This window comes from Nonomuraea sp. H19 (assembly GCF_052068215.1).
GTDB lineage: Bacteria > Actinomycetota > Actinomycetes > Streptosporangiales > Streptosporangiaceae > Nonomuraea.
This window is the reverse complement of sequence record NZ_JBQHCV010000040.1, coordinates 41926-62672: the sequence shown is the minus strand read 5'-3', so window position 1 is coordinate 62672 and position 20747 is coordinate 41926. Positions and strand designations below refer to the sequence as shown.

The 20747-nt window shown below is 67.9% G+C and carries 21 protein-coding genes and 1 pseudogene; 10 read left to right on the top strand and 12 right to left on the bottom strand.

The genetic code is table 11. The annotated features are described in order from the left end of the window. Window positions 1-428 precede the first annotated feature (428 nt). The 4 genes from ACTMTI_RS50860 to ACTMTI_RS50845 all read right to left on the bottom strand — a co-directional run bounded on the left by ACTMTI_RS50860 (window position 429) and on the right by ACTMTI_RS50845 (window position 3059). A complete protein-coding gene (locus tag ACTMTI_RS50860; RefSeq protein ID WP_441128113.1) occupies window positions 429-1673 on the bottom strand; it encodes a PP2C family protein-serine/threonine phosphatase in 1245 nt (414 codons plus the stop codon). A gap of 234 nt (window positions 1674-1907) precedes the next feature. Continuing rightward, on the bottom strand, window positions 1908-2396 hold the full coding sequence (locus tag ACTMTI_RS50855) for a cupin domain-containing protein (RefSeq protein ID WP_441128112.1): 489 nt from the start codon (window positions 2394-2396) through the stop codon (window positions 1908-1910). A 34-nt stretch (window positions 2397-2430) separates the two neighbouring features. Beyond that, complete coding sequence (locus tag ACTMTI_RS50850; RefSeq protein WP_441128111.1) at window positions 2431-2559, bottom strand: hypothetical protein; 129 nt, start codon at window positions 2557-2559, stop codon at window positions 2431-2433. Then, entirely contained in the window at window positions 2556-3059 is a 504-nt protein-coding gene (locus ACTMTI_RS50845) for an inorganic diphosphatase (RefSeq protein ID WP_441128110.1), read from the bottom strand. Before ACTMTI_RS50845 ends, ACTMTI_RS50850 begins: the two co-directional genes overlap by 4 nt. A gap of 226 nt (window positions 3060-3285) precedes the next feature. Between ACTMTI_RS50845 and ACTMTI_RS50840 the strand changes: the two genes are divergently transcribed. The 4 genes and pseudogenes from ACTMTI_RS50840 (at window position 3286) to ACTMTI_RS50825 (ending at window position 6081) form a co-directional block, all read left to right on the top strand. Continuing rightward, window positions 3286-3741 (top strand): DUF6039 family protein, encoded by a 456-nt coding sequence (locus ACTMTI_RS50840; RefSeq protein ID WP_441128109.1) that lies wholly within the window; start codon window positions 3286-3288, stop codon window positions 3739-3741. A gap of 27 nt (window positions 3742-3768) precedes the next feature. Further along, a pseudogene (tnpA, locus tag ACTMTI_RS50835) lies at window positions 3769-4179 on the top strand (IS200/IS605 family transposase). Then, the gene (locus tag ACTMTI_RS50830; RefSeq protein WP_441128108.1) at window positions 4173-5462 is read left to right on the top strand and encodes an RNA-guided endonuclease InsQ/TnpB family protein; all 1290 of its coding nucleotides are present in this window, start codon (window positions 4173-4175) and stop codon (window positions 5460-5462) included. The pseudogene tnpA and the gene ACTMTI_RS50830 overlap by 7 nt, the downstream one beginning before the upstream one ends. 37 nt (window positions 5463-5499) lie before the next feature. Then, window positions 5500-6081: a YdeI/OmpD-associated family protein gene (locus ACTMTI_RS50825; RefSeq protein ID WP_441128107.1), complete on the top strand. Its 582-nt coding sequence runs from the start codon at window positions 5500-5502 to the stop codon at window positions 6079-6081. A gap of 34 nt (window positions 6082-6115) precedes the next feature. Here the strand turns inward: ACTMTI_RS50825 and ACTMTI_RS50820 are convergent, their stop codons facing one another. Both ACTMTI_RS50820 and ACTMTI_RS50815 read right to left on the bottom strand, forming a co-directional pair. Next, entirely contained in the window at window positions 6116-6655 is a 540-nt protein-coding gene (locus ACTMTI_RS50820; RefSeq protein ID WP_441128106.1) for a 2'-5' RNA ligase family protein, read from the bottom strand. A 154-nt stretch (window positions 6656-6809) separates the two neighbouring features. Further along, on the bottom strand, window positions 6810-7025 hold the full coding sequence (locus ACTMTI_RS50815; RefSeq protein ID WP_441128105.1) for a hypothetical protein: 216 nt from the start codon (window positions 7023-7025) through the stop codon (window positions 6810-6812). A gap of 321 nt (window positions 7026-7346) precedes the next feature. Between ACTMTI_RS50815 and ACTMTI_RS50810 the strand changes: the two genes are divergently transcribed. Next, a complete protein-coding gene (locus ACTMTI_RS50810; protein ID WP_441128115.1) occupies window positions 7347-7694 on the top strand; it encodes a RidA family protein in 348 nt (115 codons plus the stop codon). 120 nt (window positions 7695-7814) lie between these two features. Here ACTMTI_RS50810 and ACTMTI_RS50805 read toward each other — a convergent pair whose 3' ends face one another. Then, on the bottom strand, window positions 7815-8288 hold the full coding sequence (locus ACTMTI_RS50805; RefSeq protein ID WP_441128104.1) for a tautomerase family protein: 474 nt from the start codon (window positions 8286-8288) through the stop codon (window positions 7815-7817). An 86-nt stretch (window positions 8289-8374) separates the two neighbouring features. Here ACTMTI_RS50805 and ACTMTI_RS50800 point away from each other — a divergent pair, with 86 nt between their 5' ends. Then, the gene (locus tag ACTMTI_RS50800; protein WP_441128103.1) at window positions 8375-8893 is read left to right on the top strand and encodes a winged helix-turn-helix transcriptional regulator; all 519 of its coding nucleotides are present in this window, start codon (window positions 8375-8377) and stop codon (window positions 8891-8893) included. Window positions 8894-9013: 120 nt separating this feature from the next. On the opposite strand, the gene ACTMTI_RS50795 is transcribed toward ACTMTI_RS50800, so the two are convergent. Next, window positions 9014-10624: an ABC transporter permease gene (locus tag ACTMTI_RS50795; protein WP_441128102.1), complete on the bottom strand. Its 1611-nt coding sequence runs from the start codon at window positions 10622-10624 to the stop codon at window positions 9014-9016. Beyond that, complete coding sequence (locus ACTMTI_RS50790; RefSeq protein ID WP_441128101.1) at window positions 10621-11538, bottom strand: ATP-binding cassette domain-containing protein; 918 nt, start codon at window positions 11536-11538, stop codon at window positions 10621-10623. The genes ACTMTI_RS50795 and ACTMTI_RS50790 overlap by 4 nt, the downstream gene beginning before the upstream one ends. Window positions 11539-11642: 104 nt before the next feature. On the opposite strand from ACTMTI_RS50790, the gene ACTMTI_RS50785 reads away from it, so the two are divergent. Next, window positions 11643-12143: a GbsR/MarR family transcriptional regulator gene (locus ACTMTI_RS50785; protein WP_441128100.1), complete on the top strand. Its 501-nt coding sequence runs from the start codon at window positions 11643-11645 to the stop codon at window positions 12141-12143. Between the two features lie 283 nt (window positions 12144-12426). Here the strand turns inward: ACTMTI_RS50785 and ACTMTI_RS50780 are convergent, their stop codons facing one another. Next, window positions 12427-13338, bottom strand: a complete 912-nt coding sequence (locus tag ACTMTI_RS50780; RefSeq protein WP_441128099.1) for a sigma-70 family RNA polymerase sigma factor — start codon at window positions 13336-13338, stop codon at window positions 12427-12429. Window positions 13339-13508: 170 nt separating this feature from the next. Here ACTMTI_RS50780 and ACTMTI_RS50775 point away from each other — a divergent pair, with 170 nt between their 5' ends. Beyond that, on the top strand, window positions 13509-14693 hold the full coding sequence (locus tag ACTMTI_RS50775) for an amidohydrolase family protein (RefSeq protein ID WP_441128098.1): 1185 nt from the start codon (window positions 13509-13511) through the stop codon (window positions 14691-14693). 109 nt (window positions 14694-14802) lie between these two features. Here ACTMTI_RS50775 and ACTMTI_RS50770 read toward each other — a convergent pair whose 3' ends face one another. Next, window positions 14803-15594 (bottom strand): phytanoyl-CoA dioxygenase family protein, encoded by a 792-nt coding sequence (locus ACTMTI_RS50770; RefSeq protein WP_441128097.1) that lies wholly within the window; start codon window positions 15592-15594, stop codon window positions 14803-14805. A 101-nt stretch (window positions 15595-15695) separates the two neighbouring features. Between ACTMTI_RS50770 and ACTMTI_RS50765 the strand changes: the two genes are divergently transcribed. Together ACTMTI_RS50765 and ACTMTI_RS50760 are read left to right on the top strand one after the other, a co-directional pair. Next, window positions 15696-16625: an AraC family transcriptional regulator gene (locus tag ACTMTI_RS50765; RefSeq protein ID WP_441128096.1), complete on the top strand. Its 930-nt coding sequence runs from the start codon at window positions 15696-15698 to the stop codon at window positions 16623-16625. Between the two features lie 64 nt (window positions 16626-16689). Then, window positions 16690-18978, top strand: a complete 2289-nt coding sequence (locus ACTMTI_RS50760; protein WP_441128095.1) for a polysaccharide lyase 8 family protein — start codon at window positions 16690-16692, stop codon at window positions 18976-18978. A gap of 213 nt (window positions 18979-19191) precedes the next feature. On the opposite strand, the gene ACTMTI_RS50755 is transcribed toward ACTMTI_RS50760, so the two are convergent. After that, window positions 19192-20739 carry a pectate lyase family protein gene (locus ACTMTI_RS50755; RefSeq protein WP_441128094.1) on the bottom strand — a complete coding sequence of 516 codons (1548 nt, stop codon included), beginning with the start codon at window positions 20737-20739 and terminating at the stop codon, window positions 19192-19194. Window positions 20740-20747: the final 8 nt, after the last annotated feature.

Sequence of the window (20747 nt, the reverse complement as noted above, 5' to 3'; positions counted from 1 at the left end):
ACGCGCGAATGAGACGCGACGGGGACCAGCGGGTACGGCGGAGGCGTTGCGCGAGGCTGCCAACAGATGTCCTTCCGGAGATCACGGATGGAATCGAACTGCGCGCACGCCAAACACCCCAGCGGAATCCGGGGCGTCGCGAGGCAGCGCGAGGGAGCATCATAACGCAAATGAGAAACGGATGTCTACACGTACTATAAGCGTCAACCTCGGTGCCGCCTTCAGGATGTCACAGCCGGGTTGGACTCGTCAACTCTTACCATCGCGGTACGCGTTGACCTGCGCCGGTCGCAGCCGGGCTCACGCGTCCTGCCCAGCGGTGCCCGCGGAGTCCAGGAACGCGGAGACAGCTCTGCTTCAGGCCCGCGACTGCATCGGCAGATGTGGCACTTATGTCATAGGCGTGGCGGGGACCGCGTTCAGAACGGTCAGAGGTCGATGCGGGCGAGGTGGTCCGCGGTTCCGCCGCGCCATTCGACCAGGAAGAGGCTCGCGTCATCGCTCGTCGTCCCCTTCCTCTCGCGCATCAGTGTGTGCGAGAGGCTGCGTACCATCTCCTGCACGCTTCTCGTCATGGGCCCGACGTGCTCGATGGACTTGATCAGACGTTCTTCGCCGAACTGCTCACCGCCGGTCTCGTGCTCTTCGACGAGACCATCGGTGTAGAACAGCACCCGATCCTGGCGCACGAGCTGGCGCGTGTTGATCTGCGGGGCGGCACCGCCAAAGCCGACCGGTAGGGTGCCTTCACCCTCCAACGCCTCGATGACCCGGTTGCCGCGGATCAGCAACGGCGCCGGGTGCCCTGCGTTGACCCATTCCAAGTGACCCGACCCGAGGTCCAGACGCACCATCTGTGCCGTGACGAATTGGTCGGGGCCGAACTGTTCATTGATGGCGGTATCCATGAATTCATACAATTCGGCAAGTCCGACGTCGGCGCGTCTGGCGTGCCGGTAGGCGCCAATCGCCACGGTCGCCAGCACGGCGGCGTTCATGCCATGGCCCATCGCGTCGATGACGGCCATGTGCAGGACTTCGTCGTTGAGGGCGTAGTCCAAGCTATCCCCGGCGACGTCGTAGGCGGGCTCCATGATTCCGGCAACTGCGACCTGCGGGATGGCCATGGACAACGGAGGCAACAGCGACCACTGGATCTCCGCGGACACACTCATCGGCTTGCGACGCCGTGCCAGAAAGAATTGGTCTGTATAACTGTTCTTGGTGACGAGCATATCGGCGACCAGACCGGCCAGCCGTCGCAGCAATCGGCGGTCGTGGTCGTCGACGCTGCTGAGGGTCAGGGCCATCACCCCGACCTCGTCACTGCCATCCAGCAGCGGCAGGAACATCCGGATGCCGCCGGCCACCGGCTGCTCCACTCTCATCTCGCTGACAAAAGCCTCACCTGCCCATGACCCCTCAATGGGCAGGGGATCGCCGCCCATGAGCCCTCTGCCCGGCAGCGGCACCAACATCACCTGGTCATAGTCCTGCAGCAGGATCGACACATCCCGGCCACCGATCCTCCGCACCTCCTCCGCCACCAGCGGAGCGATGAGTTGTGGCGGCATAGCGTGAGCCCGGTCCAGCAACTGCCCCAGCAGCCGCTCGCCGAAGCCTTCCGCCCGGTCCACCGTGACCTTGCGGCTCTCCGGCACGCGTCCCGTCATGACTGATTCAGTTCCCCCTTACTAGATTCTCTCTCTGCCGGTATCCGGCTTTGACCCAACACCGGCCTCCTTTTTGGCATGGCTCGCATGAAACAGGGGCGCGGAGTCGTACTTCCAGCAGCGTTGCCGGCACGGCCCCGACCGCTTCCAGCGCCGAGCGGCCCGGCCGACGCGCCGGCAGTGCGCATCCACACGGCACTACCGACCTGGCCGTGATGTCGGTGTGCGGCCGGGCTAGACCATGTACTGGTCGTGGCGGTGGTAGACGTCGGTCCATTCCGCCTCGCTGAGCTGCCGTCCACTCGCCACGATCTCGGCCAGTTCCTCGAAGTAGGCCTCGCGGGGTGCTCCCGGGGCGAACAGGACCAGCATCGTGGCCGGTCCGTCCGAGTTGCGGAACGCGTGAATCCCTCCTGGGGGCACGAAGAGGAAGTCGCCCGGGGAGCCGCTGGCCCAGCGTTCACCGTTGTACAGGCTGACCGTCCCGCTCAAGACGAAGAAGGATTCGGAGAAGGTCTTGTGGAAGTGCGCTCCTCCCCCTGACGGCTCGGCACCCATCTCCCACCGGTAGAGCCCGTACTGGCCGCCGGTGCTCGCGCCGGTGGCCAGGTAGTGCACCTTCGTACGCCCGCCGATCGACAGGTCCGGCGCGGTGTCCGCGGTGCGGAGCCTGCCGGTGATTTCGCCCTTGTCACCCAGGTAGACAGCGTCCGGATATGACATCCCGGTCCTCCTCGTTGGTCTGGAACTCCTATGGCTACGGCCAGGGCATGGTAGCGGTGAGCAAGCGCTCCATGATGGAGTTCATCCGTGGCATCCGGACGTGACTCTTGACGAGGCGGATTCCGGCATCGGCCAGCACGGCGTCGAAGGCGGCGGCAGTCATGGACCGCCTTGTCGGACGGGACCTCGTGCGGCCTGGTGGGCGGCACGCTCGATCACGTCCTCTGCATGGGCGCGTGATTCCCAGCCACGGGTGTCGGTGCTTTTGCCCGGCTCGAGGTCCCTGTAGACGTCGAAGAAGTGACTGATCTCGCCGAGTACGTGGACATCCACGTCCAGCAGATCCTCGATGTGGGCGTAGCGGCTGTCGTTGGCGGGCACGCAGAGAATCTTCGCGTCGGGTCCGTGCTCGTCATGCATCCAGAACACCGCCACCGGACGCACTCTGATCACGCATCCGGGAAAGGTCGGCACCTCGCCCAGCACCAGCGCATCCAGCGGATCGTCGTCCTCGGCCAGTGTCCCGGGCACGAACCCGTAGTCGTAGGGATAGGCGGTGGCGGTGAACAGCAGCCGGTCGAGTTTGATCCGCTGTTTGACCTGGTCCATCTCGTACTTGTTGCGCGATCCCCGCGGTGTCTCCACGATCACATCGAAGCGCATCACAACCTCCTGTGCCGCAGCTCCCGGCCGGCCACATCCTCGGCAGGGCGTGCATCCAGGTCGACCTACCCCCGATAGGGCGCAGGCGTACGATGGCGCAACCGCACGCGGCCAGGTGCGGGGCGGTATGCCGCCCAGGCGGTGATTCCCGCATCGAGGAGCGCCGTCAGTAGCTCATCCACCTTGTTCTCGAGTACGTCGGCCAGTTCGCTCCAGGCGTCCGCGGATGGCCATTGCCGTGCCCATGCCAGGGCAGCCGATAGGGACGATCAAACGTTGCCCGCTCGGCTGGAACATCGCGCACACAGGGCATTCCCCTCATCACGAGGACAGAACCCATTGGCCGGTGCGGCGGAGCCGCCACTCGGTGGAAGCGGCCTCGGTGGGCTCCACCACCGAGTGCTTCCATGATATGCCGCACGCGGCGGCCGGTCGGACTCTCCCGATGTGGCAGGCGCGCTGTGGGTACGGGCACGACTACCGCGTAGAGGTATGGGTCTTCACCCGCACGATCGCCGAGAACGTCAACCTCTGCATGGCCGGGCACGCCTCGGTGTTCCCATACGAGGAGGACTTCGGCCCCATGAACAGGGTGCACTGGCTGATCGATCGAAGATCTAGGGCGCGGACCCCTGGCTTCAGCCATGGGGGTAAGCCCTTCTGCCGAATCTATGAGCGGTAGATAGATCATCGCTGTATCTTGATCGGTGTGGCCGTGACCTTGCGCACGAACAGCAACATCGCCTTCCAGTGCGCCTTTCACCTGGTGTGGTGCCCAAGTACCGCAGGCGGGTGCTGGGCGGACGGATTGAGGCGCGGTTGAAGGAGCTGATCCGCGAGGTGATCGAAGAGAAGGAGGGCGTGGCTGGTGGAACTGGAAGTCATGCCCGACCACGTTCACCTGCTGGTCGAGGTGGATCCGCAATTCGGAATCCATAAGCTGGTCAAGGCCATCAAGGGCCGCTCCTCCCGCGTCCTGCGTCAGGAGTTCCCGAGCTTGACGTCGAAACTGCCGACGCTGTGGACCAACTCCTCCTTCGTGGCCACCGTGGGCGGGGCACCTTTGGATGTGGTCAATCGGTACGTCGAGAACCAGAAAACCGGTGATCCCCGATGCTGACCGGACGCAGGTACCGCCTCGACTTCGCTCCGGAGCAGGCCGAGTTCGCCGAGCGGATCGGCGGCGCCTGCCGCAGCGTGTGGAACACCGCCCTGGAACAGCGTCGCACCTACCGTCGTCGCGGCGGCTGGATCGGCTACCACGAGCAGGCTCGCCAACTGGTAGAGGCGAAGGCTGAGTTCGCGTGGCTGGCCGAGGTGCCCGGCCACTGCCTGCAGCAGACGCTCATCGACCTGGATCAGGCATGCACCCGGCACGGAACGTGGAAGGTCCGCTGGAAGTCGAGGGCGAGGAACGCCCCGAGCTTCCGGTTCCCCGAGGGCGGGAAGATCACGGTCGAGCGGCTCAACCGGCGCTGGGCGCGGGCGAAGCTGCCCAAGCTCGGCTGGGTCCGCTTCCGCATCACCCGGCCGCTCGGCGGGACGGTGAAGAACGCCACCGTCAGCCGGGACGGCAAGCACTGGTACATCAGCTTCCTCGTCGAAGACGGCATCACCCCGCCTGCGCGGCATGCCAACCCAGGCAGCGCGGTCGGCATTGACCGGGGCGTGGCCAAGGTCGCCACCCGCTCCGACGGGCTCTTCCACCACCAGGTTTTCGCCCGGGATCGCGAGGTCGAGCATGCCGCCACTCTTCAGCGTCGGCTGGCTTGCACCAGGAAGGGCTCTGCCTGGCGCGAACACGCCACCACCAAGCTCGGCAAGGCGCTGGCGAAGGTACGGCGCCGCCGCGCTGACTTCGCCGCCAAGCCCGCCCACGCCCTGGCCACGGGCTTCGAGCTGATCGTGTTCGAGGCGCTGGCGACCAAGAGCATGACCGCTACGGCCAAACCCGTGCCGGACCCCGACCGGCCGGGGGCGTTCCTGCCCAACGGGGCAGCGGCCAAGTCCGGACTGAACCGGTCCATCCTGGACAAGGGCTGGCACCGCATCGAGCTGGCCACCCGCAGCAAGGCCCGCTACACAGGCACCCGCGTGATCACCGTTGATCCGGCGTACACGAGTCAGACGTGCAACATGTGCAAGGCGGTGGACTCGAAGTCCCGCGAGAGCCAAGCGGTCTTCCGGTGCACTTCTTGCGGACACACCGAGCACGCCGACGTGAACGCCGCCAAGAACATCCTCACCGCCGGGAGGGCGGAGTTCGCGCAGCCCAGACCGGGGGCGTGGGCTGGGGCGCGCAAACCACGCAACCGCGTGGGCCGGAAGGCCAACCGCCAAGCAACAGCAGCCCAGGCCACCGCGCAGACGGAGCCCGAGCTGGCTGGAATCCCCCGACTCTAGTCGTGGGGAGCGCTTCAATGAAGGAGTGCGTCAAGTCGTGACAGAAAAGCAAGATCTCCCCATCATCGCCTTTCCCTCCCCGGCCGCGTTCGAGAAGTGGCTCGAAACCGAGCACGACGTGTCGCCGGGGCTTTGGCTGAAGATCGCGAAGAAGGAATCCGGCATTCCCTCTGTCAGTTACTCCGAGGCACTCGACGTGGCGCTGTGCTTCGGCTGGATCGACGGGCAGAAGGACAAGTTCGACGCCGAGCACTGGCTGCAGCGGTTCACCCCGCGCCGGCCCAAGAGCAAGTGGTCGAAGGTGAACTGCGGCCGGGTTGAGCAGCTCATCGCCGCCGGGGCGATGCGCCCGGCCGGCCTGACCCAGATCGAGAAGGCGAAGGCCGACGGCCGATGGGAGGCGGCCTACGCCTCGCAGAAGACCGCGACCGTGCCCGACGACCTCCAGGCGGCGCTCGACGCCGACCCGGCCGCAGCGGAGTTCTTCGCCACCCTTAACAGCACGAACCGCTACGCGATCCTCTACCGCGTCGGCGACGCCAAGAGGCCCGCGACCCGGGCGGCGCGGATTGAGAAGTTCGTCGCGATGCTGCGGGAGAACAAGAAGATCTATCCTTGAGTCGCAGAGTCCGGGTCCCGCGAGCGGGGGGAGATCATCCGATCAGCGGGAACTCGGCGCATTGGTGCCATCGGTCGCCGTCGCTGGCGAAGAGGCTGATCGACGCAACGTGGGCAGTGAGGGGTAGTCGTGTGGTCAGTACGGCTTCCACCTCGTCGTACACGTGCGCCTGCTGGCCGTGGGCGACGGTCAGATGCGGGATGATATCCGTGAATTGTCCCCCGTAGGGTGGCGCTTCGGGCCACCGCGCCGCGACGGCCTGGGTCAGCGCGCGAAATGGCTGGTCGGGCGTCGGCGCAAGGTAAAGCACGTCAGGGAAGCGCCGGCACTCGTCGAATCGGACGGTGAACGGCCCGTGCTCGCCGATCAGGGCTCTGAGATCGTCTGTCACCGCAGCGTCGACGCGATCGATGTCCAGGAACGGCACGAGCACCGTCACGTGTGCGGGAACCCCGGCCGAGGCGGCGGAGTCGAAACGTCGCCGCCAGCGCCCGACCAATGGCTCAGCTTCCTTCACCACGGCCAGCAAGGCTGTCTCGCCTGCTCGGTACTGTCCTGAAGTGCCGTCCGACATGGCCGGATGATCTCAAGCTTCGGGGCGGACCTGCTACCCGTTCATGCCGCGGTCGCGTCTCCATACCCCACGGCCCGGGCCGCTGCCGGCGCCCTCTGGCCCGGGATCGGCCTGGGCGACGTAGTGGTGGCGGCGGGCCATCCAAACGTTCCGTTCAGTCACGGGAGCGGCGGCGCCGTACAATAGCGTCGCTGATCTGCCGTGCCGCTTCGAGCTCGGGCGCCACCCAGCGCAGGCCGGTGTCCCCCACCTCCGCCGGCTCAGCGATTGCCTGCGGCAACGGCCTCTCATCCAGATCAGAACGCCACGTTGCCGGGTCCGGCCGCTCCGGCAGATACCGGAACCGATCGTTCTGCGCCTTATCGCTCATGTTATGAGAGACGCCCAATCCCCCGCCGAAGTTCCCCCCGCAATCACGACCCCGGTGGACGGCGAAGAGAGCGCTGGTTTCCTCCAGCCGAAGCCCTTCGGCACGGCCGGCGCGCGAGTCAGTCCCGACACGGCACTGTGAGGCGGTGCGTGCGCAGGAGGTTCGTCGCGATCGTGGCGGCCTCCTGCACTGCGGCGACCAACTCGCGCTGAGAGGTCCTGAACCGCGTCACGGGTACCGAGACCGTGTACGAGCCGGCGGGAGCGCCGGCATGCCGGCACCTGTGGGCCGCTACAGCCATCTGGCCGAAGTGCCCGAGGGCTGTGCGCTGGTTTTCGTATCAGGGCAGGTGGGCAATCCGCCGGACGGCTCGCTCGCAGGCCCAGACGCTTTGTCTCAGACCAAATATTCGCGAACCTGCAGGCGGCCTGCGAGGAGCTCAGAGCGACACCGCGTGATCTGGTCAAACTGTTGACCTTTGTGGCCGGCAGCCACCACCTGTCCGGCTTCTACGCCGCCCGGGAGGAGGTCTTCGCGGAATGGCATCCCGACGGCGACGTCCCGGCGCACTCCCTTGCCGTCGTCTCCGCACTCGCCACCCCCGAGCTCACCGTGGAGGTCGAGGCTGTCGTAGCCCTGGGGAAGGGTAACGCCTTCCAGATGATCTGAGCCATACGGAAGACCTGGTCCCGGCACATCCCCATAACGAGTTCCACAAGCGATCAGCCCCTCTCCGCCAAGCTGCTCGGCGCGCCTTCCACTGGCGCAGTCGCCGATTGCCTAGATGGCTCAGGAGTGCAGCCGTGCCGTGCGCCGCTCGATTTCCTTCTCGCTCGCGCCGGCGAAGGAAAGGATGTCGGCCAGCCGGAAGATATGGCCGGCGCCTCCCCAGTTGCCGTCGGCGATCTCGTTGATGATCACCCAGACGCGGAAGCCGTCTTCGGGCGACGGGTCCTGTCCATGTTTCTCGGCGCGCAGGACCTGCGCGGTCACCTCCGCGACCAGGCCCGCCTTGGCGTCGTCGTCGAGGGTCGCCTGTGGCACCCCGATCACGACCCGGTATCGGGGCCGTTGCGGGGGCCTGCCTGCCACGGTGACCAGCGCCGGCTCATGCAGGAACGTCCAGGCGATCGACTCGGCCGCCTTGTTCCCCGGCTCGGCGCCTTCCCACTTCAGGAGGGTGCGGGTGAGCGTCTCCATCAGCTCGGCCTTGGCGTCGTCCGAGAGTGCGCCGCTCGTCAGCGTGAGGTCGATCATCGGCATAGTCCGTGCTCCCTTGAGTCAGTGAGTTCACTAGAGATACTGACCATAGAGCGAGTCGGTTCAATAGAGCAACTAACATGGGCATCATGCGTCGTACCCGCTTCGACACCTGGCCCTGCTCGATCGCTCGCACCGTTGATCTCGTCGGCGACTGGTGGACTCCCCTCGTCATGCGCGAGGCGTTTTATGGCGCACGCCGATTCGCGGAATTCCAGCAAGGCCTCGGCCTCAGCCGTAATGTCCTCACCCAGCGACTCGACCGACTGGTGGAGGAGGGCATGTTCGAGCGCGTCCCCTACCAGAAACGCCCGGTACGCCACGAATACCGGCTGACAGACAAGGGCCGCGACTTCTTCACGGTCCTGGCGGCGATGATCCGATGGGGAGACCGCTGGCTCAGCGACTCCGGCGGACCTCCCATCGAACTCCGCGACCGCGAGACAGGCCTGCCGATCGACATCGACGTGGTCGACGCGAGAACAGGCCGCCCGATCGACGTCCGCCAGATCGTCGTGACACCAGGCCCAGGACTGCCCGAGGAACTGGGCGAACTGCTTCGAGAAACCATCGCCTCCCGTTCCCGAAAGGGTGAAGATTCGCGCTAGCCCGCGAGCCGGGCAAGCTCTTGTGGCGGGTCGAAGGGGCAGCCGCCGCGAGCGGTGGGCCGGCCGTGCGGTGTGGGGAAAGACTGGGTCATATCGGGTTGTCATCTTCTGGATGGGATGTCAGGTAAGGTCGCGACGCCTGAACGTGACCAGGCCGGCGCCGGCGAGCGCGGCCGCCAGGGCGGTCAGGATGATCAGGGGGACGGCGGTGAACTCGGCACCGGTGAGGATCTTCGGGACGTGATGCATGGGCACGACTGTGTTGGCGATCCAGTAGTCGATCCCGAGGGCCGGGCCGACCGACTCGCCGAAGACCTGCTGGAACAGGAACACCACCCATACGGCGGCAACGGCCAGCCGAGGGATGACGCCGAAGGCGAGCATCCCGATCGCGCCGATGACCCACACGGCGGGCACCAGGGCCAGGGCGGCGGCCAGCACCCGGGGAAGCTGCGTCCCGACGTCGCCGACGGCGAGGCCGTAGACGAGGCCGGACGCCAGGCCGCTGGCGCCCATGGTGGACACCGAGCCGATGGCGGCGATCATCAGATGGCCGGCGGCCCACTGAGTCCGCTGCACGGGCGTGGACAGGAGCAACTCGGCTCGGCCGCTGCTCTCCTCGCCGCGCAGGCGCAGGGTCGCCAGCATCGGATAGAGCGTCGCGATCCCGGCGAGGCTGAGGATGACCATCCAGATGAAGGTGTGTGACATGTTGGCGTCGGGCGATGCGGTGTAGCGGCGGAAGAACTCCTGGACCTGGGGTCCACCCTGCTTCGCCACCTCGGGCATGCCCTCGGCGATGCCGGCGGTGGCGGCCGAGAACGCGGCGTAGGCGGCGGTCCAGCCGAGGAGCTGACCGCGGTGCAGGCGCCAGGCCAGAGCGAAGGGGCTCCTGAGGTTCGGGGCCGCCACGTCGCGGCCGGCCCGTGCGGGAAGCGCCCCAGCGCCGAGGTCGCGTCTGGCCGCCAGGCGGTAGGCCACCGTGCCGAGCGCGGCGGCAAGGGCCAGGTGCAGGAGGGCCGGCCACCACCGGTCGCCGCCGAACGCCTCCATCAGGTGGCTCCACCCGAGGGGAGTGAGCCAGCGCAACCACAACATCGAGCCGCCGTCGGCCAGAAAGCGGATCAGGTAGGCGGCGCCGAGTGCGGCGAAGGCGATGGCATTGGCGGTGCGGGAGCGCTCTGTGAGCTGGGCGGCCACCGCGGCCACCATTCCGAAGACGAACCCGGGGCCGGCCATGGCCAGCATGAGGGTGAACGCTCCCCCGGCGTCCAACCCACTGGCCATCATGCCGAGTGCGGTGAGCAGACCGGTGGCCAGACTGACCGTGAATGTGACCAGCGAGGCAGCGGTGAGCTGGGCGAAACGGCCGATCACCCCTGCACCCACCAGTTCGGCCCGCCCGGACTCCTCCTCGGCCCGGGTGTGCCTGATCACCGACAGCACGGCCATCAGGGAGACCAAGGTGAAGCCGATGTCACCGATCTTCCATACGGCCAGGTTGCCCAGACCGTGGCCGGTGAGTTGGCCGCTGAACGCACTGAGCGCGTCGTTCATGCCGATCTCAGTGGCGAACTGCAGCCGGGCCTCCTCGGTGGTGAAGATTCCGCCGTAGTAGGGGACCATGCCCGCGACCAGAAGCGCCAAGAACAAGGCCCAGCTTGTCGCCGTGATCCGGTCGCGCCGCAGGTAGAGCCGGAAGAGTTGGCCGGTGCCGGCGAAGGCGCTCATCGAACGCTCCCCAACGCGTGCTCGCCGCCCTGCGCGGTCTCGTAGTGGCGCAGGAACAGCTCTTCCAGGGTGGGCGGCTGGGCGGTCATGCTATGGGCGCCCGCGCGGCCGAGAACCTCCAGCACGGCCGCCAGGGCGTCGGAATCGACCTGACAGCGGATCCGATCGCCGTGCACGAGGACATCGTGCACACCGGGCAGGCGGTTGAGGCCGGGCACGTGCCGGGAGACCTCGGCGGTGATGGAAGTGCGGCTCAGGTGGCGCAGGTCGGCCAAGGTGCCGGTCTCCACGATCCGGCCGCTGCGGATGATGCTCACCTGGTCGCACAGCGCTTCGACCTCGGACAGGATATGACTGGACAGCAGCACGGTCCGCCCACGAGAGCGTTCTTCGCTGATGCATTCCTGGAAGACCGCCTCCATCAGCGGGTCCAGGCCGGACGTGGGCTCGTCGAGGATGAGCAGCTCGGCGTTTGAGCTCAGCGCGGCGACCAGGGCGACCTTTTGCCGGTTGCCCTTGGAGTAGGCGCGGCCCTTCTTGCGCGGGTCGAGTTCGAATCGCTCCAGCAGCTCGGCACGTCGCTTGGCGTCATGACCGCCGCGCAGCCGGCCGAGCAGGTCGATCACCTCTCCCCCGGACAGGTTGGGCCACAGCGACACGTCGCCGGGAACGTAAGCCAGGCGGCGGTGCAACTCGGCCGCATCCTTCCAGGGGTCGCCGTCCAGGAGTCTGACCTGCCCTGAGTCGGCGCGCATCAGGCCGAGCAGGATGCGGATCGTCGTGGACTTGCCGGCCCCGTTGGGGCCGAGGAAGCCATGGACCTCACCGGTGTGCACGGACATGTTCAGGTCGTCCAGTGCGCGAGTCCGGCCGAAGGTCTTGACCAGACTACTGATCGTGATAGCCGTTGTCATGCTTCAGAACATACTCACGTTTCACGTAGTTGTGAAGCTAGTGAATCTTATAAAGTGGGCGACAGAGCGCGCAGGGACGGTACGCCAGCGAGGAGTGTGGATCCGTGGCCGATAGAGACGAGCAAGCCGTAGGCCAGTTCATCGAGAGCACCGCGAGACTGCTTGCGGACTGGGGCTTCCCCCGCATGTCCGCGCGCGTGCTGCTGACGATGATGAGCGCCGATGAGGACACCCTCACCGCAGGAGAACTGGCCGACCGGCTCGGGGTCAGCCCGTCGGCGATCTCAGGAGCGGTGCGCTACCTCATCCAGGTCGGCCTGCTGGAGCGGCGCCCGGTTCCCGGGTCACGCCGCGACCTCTATCGCATGCAGGGAAACGCCTGGTACCTCTCCTCCACCACCACGGGCGGGGTCTACAAGGTGATCGCCGATCTCGCCAACGACGGAGTCCAGGCACTCGGCGGCCCGGACACGCCCGCCGGCGCCCGGCTCAGCGAAATGCGAGACTTCTTCCGCTTCATCCAAGACGAGCTGAGCGGAATCCTCGACAAGTGGGAGAAGTCCAGAGAGGCTCTCGCGAAAGGCGAGCCGGGGAAGACCACCTGAACTAGCGGCGGCTCACCGCGATTCCTCATCACCAGCGTGTTCCTGCTGGTCTTGTCGATGGCCGGAGCGGCGATCGGCGAGGCCCCGCCCCCGAGTTCCACGTTCCCCTCGGTGTGCTGCTGTTCGGCGGGAGCGTCGTGTTGCTCTCGCAGGTCGGGTCGCCCGCGCCCGCTACTGTCTGAGGCTGCTGAACGGCTCCGACGCCCGGGCCGTACGAGCTGGCGCTGTCACCGGGCGGGACGATCGTGCAGATTTGCGGCGACGGCGGGTTGAAGACGCTGCATCAGCTGATCCCGGTAAGTTTGTCGGGATTGGTGACCGAGTAGATGCCGGCGATCCGGTCGCCGCCGGGCGTGAGATCCACGATGACCACGCCGCGCGGGCTGTCGCCGAAGAAGATGAGCGCGCACGGGTCACCACCCGCCCGCCGGTAGCGGATCTCCAGCCCGTCGGCGGGCAGCGTCGCGGCGACCGACATGAACAGCGCAGCCACCTGGTCGCGGCCGTGCACGGGCCGCCGGCTGGTGGCGGGTCCCTTGCCGCCGCCGTCGGTCCACAAGGTCACGTCCGGTGCCAGCACCTCGAGCAGGGCCCGCAGGTCGCCGCCGAGGGCGGCCGCGGCGAACCGCTCGGTGACCTGGGCGTGGATGTCCGGCTCGGCCCGGTGACGGGGGCGGCGCGCATGTACGTGGCGGCGCGCGCGGGCCGCGAGCTGACGGACCGCCGCCGGCGTACGGTCGAGGATGCCCGCGACCTCCGGATGGCCGAAACCGAACACCTCATGCAGCACGAACACCGCGCGTTCCAGCGGTGACAGGCTCTCCAGCACCACCAGCACCGCCATCGACAACGATTCGGCGCGCTCGACGGTGCCGGTGACGTTGTCCTCGGCCACGACCAGCGGTTCCGGCAGCCAGGAGCCGACGTAGGTCTCCTGGCGGCGGCTCAGGTCCGCGCGGCGGGCCAGCGCCTGGTTCACCGCGATCCGCACCAGATAGGCCCGGGCGTTCTCGACCGGGCCGGCGTCCTGCTTGCGGTGCCGGGCGGACCAGGCCAGCCACACCTCCTGCAGCGCGTCCTCCGTGTCGGCGACGCTGCCGAGCATGTTGTAGACCACCGAGAACAGCAGCTCGCGATAACCGAAGAACTGCTCGGTGGCGGCGTCGCCGGTCGCGTGCGGTGGGGTCGACGTCATGGCATGCCTCCTCATCTGTCGCGACCGAAGAGTCCCGTCACGTCGGGAGTGTGACATGAACGCCTGAGATGTGATCTATGCCACGGCTCCTCGGGACGATGTCACAGCCGGCGGCCGGCATCCCTCTTTGGTGGCGTCCAGGGATCTACAGCTTCAAGGGGAGAAATTCGATGCGTACACTGATCCGCGGCGTCCGCGTGTTCGACGGCGAGCAAATCGTCGCGAAGGCCGATGTGGTCATCGAGGACGATCTGATCGTCGCGGTCGGCGCCGACGGCGGCCGCCGGGCTGACGTCGAGGTCGCCGGGGCGGGCAAGACGCTGCTGCCCGGGCTGATCGACGCGCACACGCACGTGTTCGACGGCAGCCTCGCCCAGGCGCTGCGGTACGGGGTCACCACCGAACTCGACATGTTCTGCCTGCCGCAGATTCTCGCGGGGCAGCGGCGGCTGGCCGCCGAGAACGACGATGTGGCCGATCTTCGCAGCGCGGGCACCTTGGCCACCGCACCCGGCGGGCACCCGACCCAGCTGCTCGCGGCCCTGTCCGGCACCGTCCTCGACGGTTTCGACCCCGCGACGATCGACTTCGTCTCCGATCCCGCGCAGGCGCCGGCCTTCGTCCAGGCCCGGCTGGACGAAGGGGCCGACTATATCAAGATCGTCATCGACGACGGTGCGGTGCACGGCGCCGACCTTCCGGTCATGACGCCGGAAGCCGCCGCCGCCCTCGCCGCCGCGGCCCACGACGCCGGATTGCGGGTCATCGCCCATGCGATCACCGCATCCGAAGTGAAGATCGCACTCGATGCCGGCGTCGACGGTCTGGCCCACGTGTGGACCGACCTCGCCCCGGACGACCCGGCCTCCCATCAGTTGGCCGAGCGGGTCCGGGCCCAAGAGGTCTTCGTCGTGACCACGCTCGCCTACTTCGAGGCGATCACCGCTCACCACGTCGAGACCGCCGACTGCGCCCGCCCCGGCAGCTCCGTCAACGCCGTCGGAGCGGTGCAGGCCCTGCGCCAAGCCGGTGTGCCGCTGCTCGCCGGGACCGATGCCACCCCGTTCGTCCCCGCCCACGGCGCCGGGATGCACCGCGAGTTGCAGTTGCTCACGGAGGCCGGGATCAGCGCCGAAGAGGCGCTCGCCGCCGCGACCAGCCTGCCCGCTCGGCACTTCGGGCTGGCCGACCGCGGCCGCGTCATCCCGGGACTGCGCGCCGACCTGCTGCTGGTGGACGGTGACCCGACCCGGGACGTCACCGCCGTCGGCAACATCGCCGACGTGTGGCGGCGCGGCGTCCGGCAGACTGGCCATGCCCGTTCCCAGGAGATGGCGGCCACGTCAGCTCGGTAGAACAACCCCCGCCAGGATGGTCAGGGCGCGCTTCGGTTGAGCCGCGAGCTCATGGCCTCGCGCCCACGCCGGCGCTGCCACTCGCGAGACCCGCTTGGCACCAGCCGATCTACGCCCAGGGCCGGGGGAAGGTGTCGCCGTCCAACCTGTCGCCCACGGCGAGTCCGAGAGGATCGGTCACGATGTGCTCGGTCCCGCTGTAGCGGGTCGCCTCGTCCATGTAGATGGTGACGTGCGCGAGCCGGGCCTGGTCGGTGCGGTTGGGCAGCGCCATGTGGCCGGTGTAGCCGCTGTGGAAGGTGCAGTCGCCGGCACGGAGCGGCACGGTGACGCGGGGGATCCAGCGCAGGGACGGGTCCATCGCGAACAGGTCTTCCTCGCGGTGGAGGTCCTGCGGGCGCAGGCCGGTTCGCTGCTGGGTGCCGGGCAGGAAGGTCATGCAGCCCCGCTCCGGGGGAACGTCGACCAGCGCTATCCACGCCGACAGCGGGAGCCGGTCGCCCGCATGCGGCCAGTACGGGCGGTCCTGGTGGAACTCGGTGGCGGCGTTGTTGTGCGGCTCCTTGACCAGCATCTGGTCGTGCCAGAGCCGCAGCGAGAACCCGGCGAGCTGTTCGGCGATCCGGCCGAGCCGCGGGTCGAACGTGAGCTCCCGCAACGTCTGGTCGTGTTGCCAGACGTTGACCAGCTGGCTGAAGACGCCTTGCTTCTCCAGGCTCTCCGCGCGATGCGCTTCCAGGAACACCTCGGCGCTGGCCCGGAAGCGCTCGATCTGGTCGGGCTCGAGAACGCCTCGTACTCGAACGAAACCGTATTCGCGGTACGCCGCCACGAGCTCGTCCGGCACCCGGCCGTCGGGACCGACGTCGCTGCCGGACTGCCCGGTCGTGGTCGTTGTCATCGCTGACCTCCGAGGTTCTTGCCGTTGGGATACTGCAAGCGTCGTCGTGGTGTGCCGCCATGGGCTAGGCCGATCTCGGCGAGTAGTCGTACGATCCCGACATGCCTGCCACGCTGCACGAGCACGCGCTGTTCGCCGGGGACCCGGTGTTGGCAGGTGTCCACCACTTGGATCTCGACATCGAGCCGCACGCGCACGACTTCCTCGAGATCGCCGTGATCGGAACCGGTCACGGTCGGCACGTGACCAGCCGAGGCGAGCACCCGCTGCGGCGCGGGCAGGTCATCGTGCTCCGCCCCGGCGCCTGGCACGGGTTCCGGGACTGCACCGACCTGACCGTCGCCAACTGCTGCCTGTCCGCCCAGGCGCTACGAGCCGAACTGGCGGCGCTGTACGACATCCCGATGCTGCGCCGGATGCTGTGGACCGATCCGGTGGCATCCGGCACGCATGGTGTGGCGGTCACTGCCGTCGATCCGGCCGCCGCCGAGGAGGCCATCGCGGAGATCGGCTTGCTCGAACGGGACCTCGGAGCCGATCAGCGCCGGCCCGGCCGGGTGCTGGGCCGGCTGATCACCGTCCTCGGCGTCCTGGCCGACGGCCGTGACCCCGAACGGCAGACGATTGAGTCCACCATCCACCCCGCGGTCGCCGCCACCGTCGCCCGGCTCGAGGCGACGCCCGCCCATCCGTGGCGGCTGGATGATCTCGCCCGGGCGGTCAACCTGGATCCCGCCTATCTCGGCCGGCTGTTCAGGCGCTACGTCGGGTTGACGCCGTTGGGCTTCCTCGCCCGGCTGCGGGCCGAGCGCGCCGCCACGTTGCTGGCACACTCGGCCCTGCCGGCTGCTCGGGTCGGCGCCGCCGTCGGCTGGGACGACCCGACGTACTTCGCCCGCCGCTTCCGGACGCTGGTCGGGCTGACGCCCACCGAGTACCGGAGACGTAGCCGATCAGCCGCCCATACTCAGTTCAGCGCCCCGGCCGAGTCGACGGGCGAGCAGAAGAGCACCGTCGCAGTGTCGAAATAATCCACCCGCCTGTCGATATATGATCTTTTCATCTCATATTCGCCCGATTGTCGGAAAGGCCTTTATGACCCACCCCCTCAGTCGGCGGTCCGCCCTGCTGAGCGCCGCGGCCGTGGCCGGCCTCGCCCTGTGGGACAGACCGGCCGAGGCGGCCGGCACCGCCGCGTTCGACGCCGCGCGTGAGCGGTGGGTGAGCCTGCTGGCCAGCGGGTCGTACGACTCCGCCTACACCGACAAGACGCAGGCGGTCGAGGGCTCGGCCAATGCGGTGCTGCGCAAGCTGAAGCCCGCCCCCGGCCGCCCGAGCCTGTGGCCCGACCTGCCGCTTGATGACCCCCGGACGGGCAACTTCAACCGCGCCTACAACCGCATGCGCACACTAGCGCTGGGCTGGGCCACGCCGGGCACCGCCATGCACCGGGACAGTCAGGTCGCCGAGACCGCGGTCAGGGCGCTGGACTTCCTGTACGAGCACGCCTACCACGAGGGGCTCGACCGGCGGGGCAGCAACTGGTACTGGTGGGAAATCGGCGTTCCCCGCTCGCTGACCGACACCTGCGCCCTGCTGTACGACGGCCTGCCCAAGGACCGCCTCGAGCGCTGGCTGCGCCCATTGCGCCACTGGTGCCCCGACCCAGAGCGCCGCGTCAGCCACCCCGGCGTCGTCGAGACCGGCGCCAACCGGGCGGGCAAGGCCATGGCGGTGGCGATGCGCGGAGTGCTCACCCACGACGCACGCCTCATCAAGCGGGCCAGGAACGCGGTCTCCGACCTGCTGCGGCCGACCGCGGGCCCAGGCGACGGCTTCTACCGTGACGGGTCGTTCATCCAGCACGACGTGTACCCCTACACCGGCAGCTACGGCGTGGACTACCTGGAGAGCGTGGCCAAGCTGATCGCCATGCTCGCGAGGTCACCGTGGGAGATCACCGGAATCGAGAACGTCTACGACATCGTGGACCGCTCGTTCGTGCCGTTCGTCTTCGACGGGCTGATGATGGATTGTGTCCGCGGCCGGCAGATCTCGGTGCAGGGCCACCGTGACTACCACTCGGGGCAGAAAGCGGTCGAGGCCATCCTCACCTTGCTGGAGGCGGCACCCGAGCGCCATGCCCGGCGCTGGCGACCGCTGGTGAAAGGCTGGCTCACCCGCAACCAGGCCATCCCCTACGGCACGCTCGCACCGCTGGCGAGCGTCGCGAGGGCCAAGGCCCTGCTGGAGGACCCTTCGGTGCCGGTCGGCCCGCGCACGACGGGCACGTACGTCTTCGCCGACATGGACCGGATCGTGCACCGCCGTCCCACCTGGGCCTACGCGATCGCGATGAGCTCGGAGCGCATCGGCGCGGCCGAGGCCATGAACCGGGAGAACCTGCACGGCTGGTACACCGGCGACGGCATGACCTACCTCTACACCGGCGACCTCACCCACTGGAACGATGACCTGTGGCCCACGATCGACCCGTACCGGCTGCCGGGCACGACGGTCGACACCCGCAGACGCGCCAATCTCCCGCACGACAAGCGTCGCCTGCCACCCACCCCGTGGGCGGGCGGCGTGGCACTCGACGGCGAGTACGGCGTGGCAGCCATGAAGCTGATCGCCGACGGCTCCTCGCTGCGGGCCAAGAAGGCGTGGTTCCTTCTCGATGACGCGGTGATCGCCCTCGGCACCGGCATCGCCGCCTCCGATGGCCGCCGCATCGAGACCATCGTGGAGAACCGCAACACCCACGACAGGCATCCGCCGCTGACCCGGGGCGACGGCTGGGTCCACCTGTCCGGTGTGGCCGGCTACGCGCTGCTCGACGGCGCCGACGCGAAGGTGATCCGCAAGAAGCGCACCGGCCGCTGGCGGGACATCGACAAGGGTGCCACCACCGGAGGCGACAAGACCCCCGTCACCAGGCACTACACGACGATCCTCATCGACCACGGCGTCGATCCGCGCAAGGCACGCTACGCCTATGCCGTACTGCCCGACGCCTCCATCGCGCAGACCGCGGATTACGGCCGGCGGATCGAGATCCTCGCCAACTCCGGAGCGGTGCAGGCCATTTCCCGCAACAACGTGCTCGCCGCCGTCTTCTGGCGCGCGGGGACCGTCGAGACCGCGGATGGACCGCTCGCCGCCGACGGCCCATGCACGCTGCTGATCCGCCGCGACCACAAGCGGGTACGGCTCGCGGTCTCCGACCCGTCGAGGACCGCCGACGAGTTGAAGATCACGCTGCCCTGGCCAGTGAAATCGGTCGAGGAAAGCGACCGCAGCGTGCGCAAGGCCAAGCGCGCGGTCAAGGTGGAAGTCGGTGGCAGCCGCGGGCACGCCCACACCGCGGTGGTGCGCGTCTGAACTTGAGGCTTCCCGGGTGCGCCGCCAGGAACGAAACCCGGGACCCGCTTGTTAAGGGTCTCGCCCATGACGCCATGCCTGCTTCTGCCCACTGCCGCCGCGCGCCGCTCTGGTGTGTCCGCGATCTTGCCCCTACCACGTTCCGTGGTCAAACCGCGCATCAAGCACCCTGCGCTCAGTCATGGAGCGATACAGGGCGGCGGGACGGGTCTACTACCCGGCGTAGGTCTCGAACTCGGCGACCTTCGGCGTGCCGGTCGAGCTGGCGATCTTGAAGGTGATCTTGCTCAGCGAGGTCGGGGCGAAGGTGATGTCGCCCGCCCCGCTGCCGGATTTCAGGACGGCGCCAGTGCTGCCGTTGATGACCTGCCAGGACCCGATGGCGCCTGCCGAGCCTGACGCCTCACGGATGATGATCCTGGACACCGTCTTGGCGGAGCTCCACTTGATGGAAATGTCACCGGTCGAGCCGGCTGGTGACCAGTAGGTGCTCATGTTGCCGTCCCGCACGTTGCCGTAGCTCGTACCGTCGGCCTTGCTGGAGCCGTCGGAGCCGGCCCCGATGCTGAGGTTGCTCCCGCCGGGCGTGGGACTGTTCGTCGGGGTGGGGCTGGCCGTCGGGGTGGGGCTGGTTGGTGTCGCTGTCGGTGTCTGGGGCGAGCAGTTGCCGTTCGACACCTGCAGGCCCTTGTTGGCGCCCGCCGTCTGGCGGACGATGCTCGGCACGCAGCCGGCCCCGTCGAGGCTGTAGGAGTACGGGATGCTGACGGAGGTGTTGGACTGCGGGTTGGGGCCGGCGGGGTTGTTCTCGCTGCCGGGGCTGGACCAGGTCACGTTGTCGAAGATGTTGCCGCTGACCTGCCAGTAGCCGGCCTCGCTGGTGTAGAAGGTGCCCAGGACGTCCTTGGAGTCCTTGAAGTAGTTGTTCTCCACCTTGGCGCGAGCGCCGGCCCGGGAGTTGATGCCGGACTCGTGCAGGCTCACGTAGGAGTTGTTGTAGATGTGAGCGATGCCGCCACGCAGCAGGGGCGTGCGGGAGTCGATGTTCTCGTACAGGTTGTGGTGGAAGGTGATGAAGCCGTTCGAGAGGTCGCTCTCACTGGACCCGATGAGCCCGCCGCGGCCGGAGTTGCGCAGGATGCTGTAGGACAGGGTCACGTACTGGGTGTTGTTCTTCATGTCGAAGAGGCCGTCGAACCCCTCCGGCTCTCCACCGGAGGCTTCCAGGGTGACGTGATCGACCCAGACGTTGCGGACGTTGCTCTCCATGGAGATGGCGTCGCCACCGTTGGACGTGGACGAGCCAGACTTCTTGACGTTCCGGACGGTGACGTTCTGGATGATGATGTTGCTGGCCTCGCGGATGTGGATGCCCAGCTGGTCGAAGACGGCCCCGTTGCCGACACCGATGATCGTGACGTTGCTGATCTGCTTGAGTTCGATCAGGCCGTCGGCGGTGTTGCAGCTTGCGCCCGACACCTTGCTGGTGTTGCCGTGATTGATGGTCCCCTCGACCTCGATAGTGATCGGGGTGCTGCTGCTGGCTCGGCTGCACAGGGCCGCATGGATCGCGGTCCCCGTGGTGGCCCTCACCGTCTGCCCGCCCGCGCCGCCGGTGGTCCCACCGTTGCCGGTCGCGTAGCCGGTGGCGCTGCCGGACGCTGCCGACGCCTGGATTGCCGGTAGAGCCACCGCGACCGCGGCCGCAATGGCCGCCGCGGTCAGCGCCGCCTGGAGTCGCAATGCGACTGCTCGTCTCATGCTTGTCT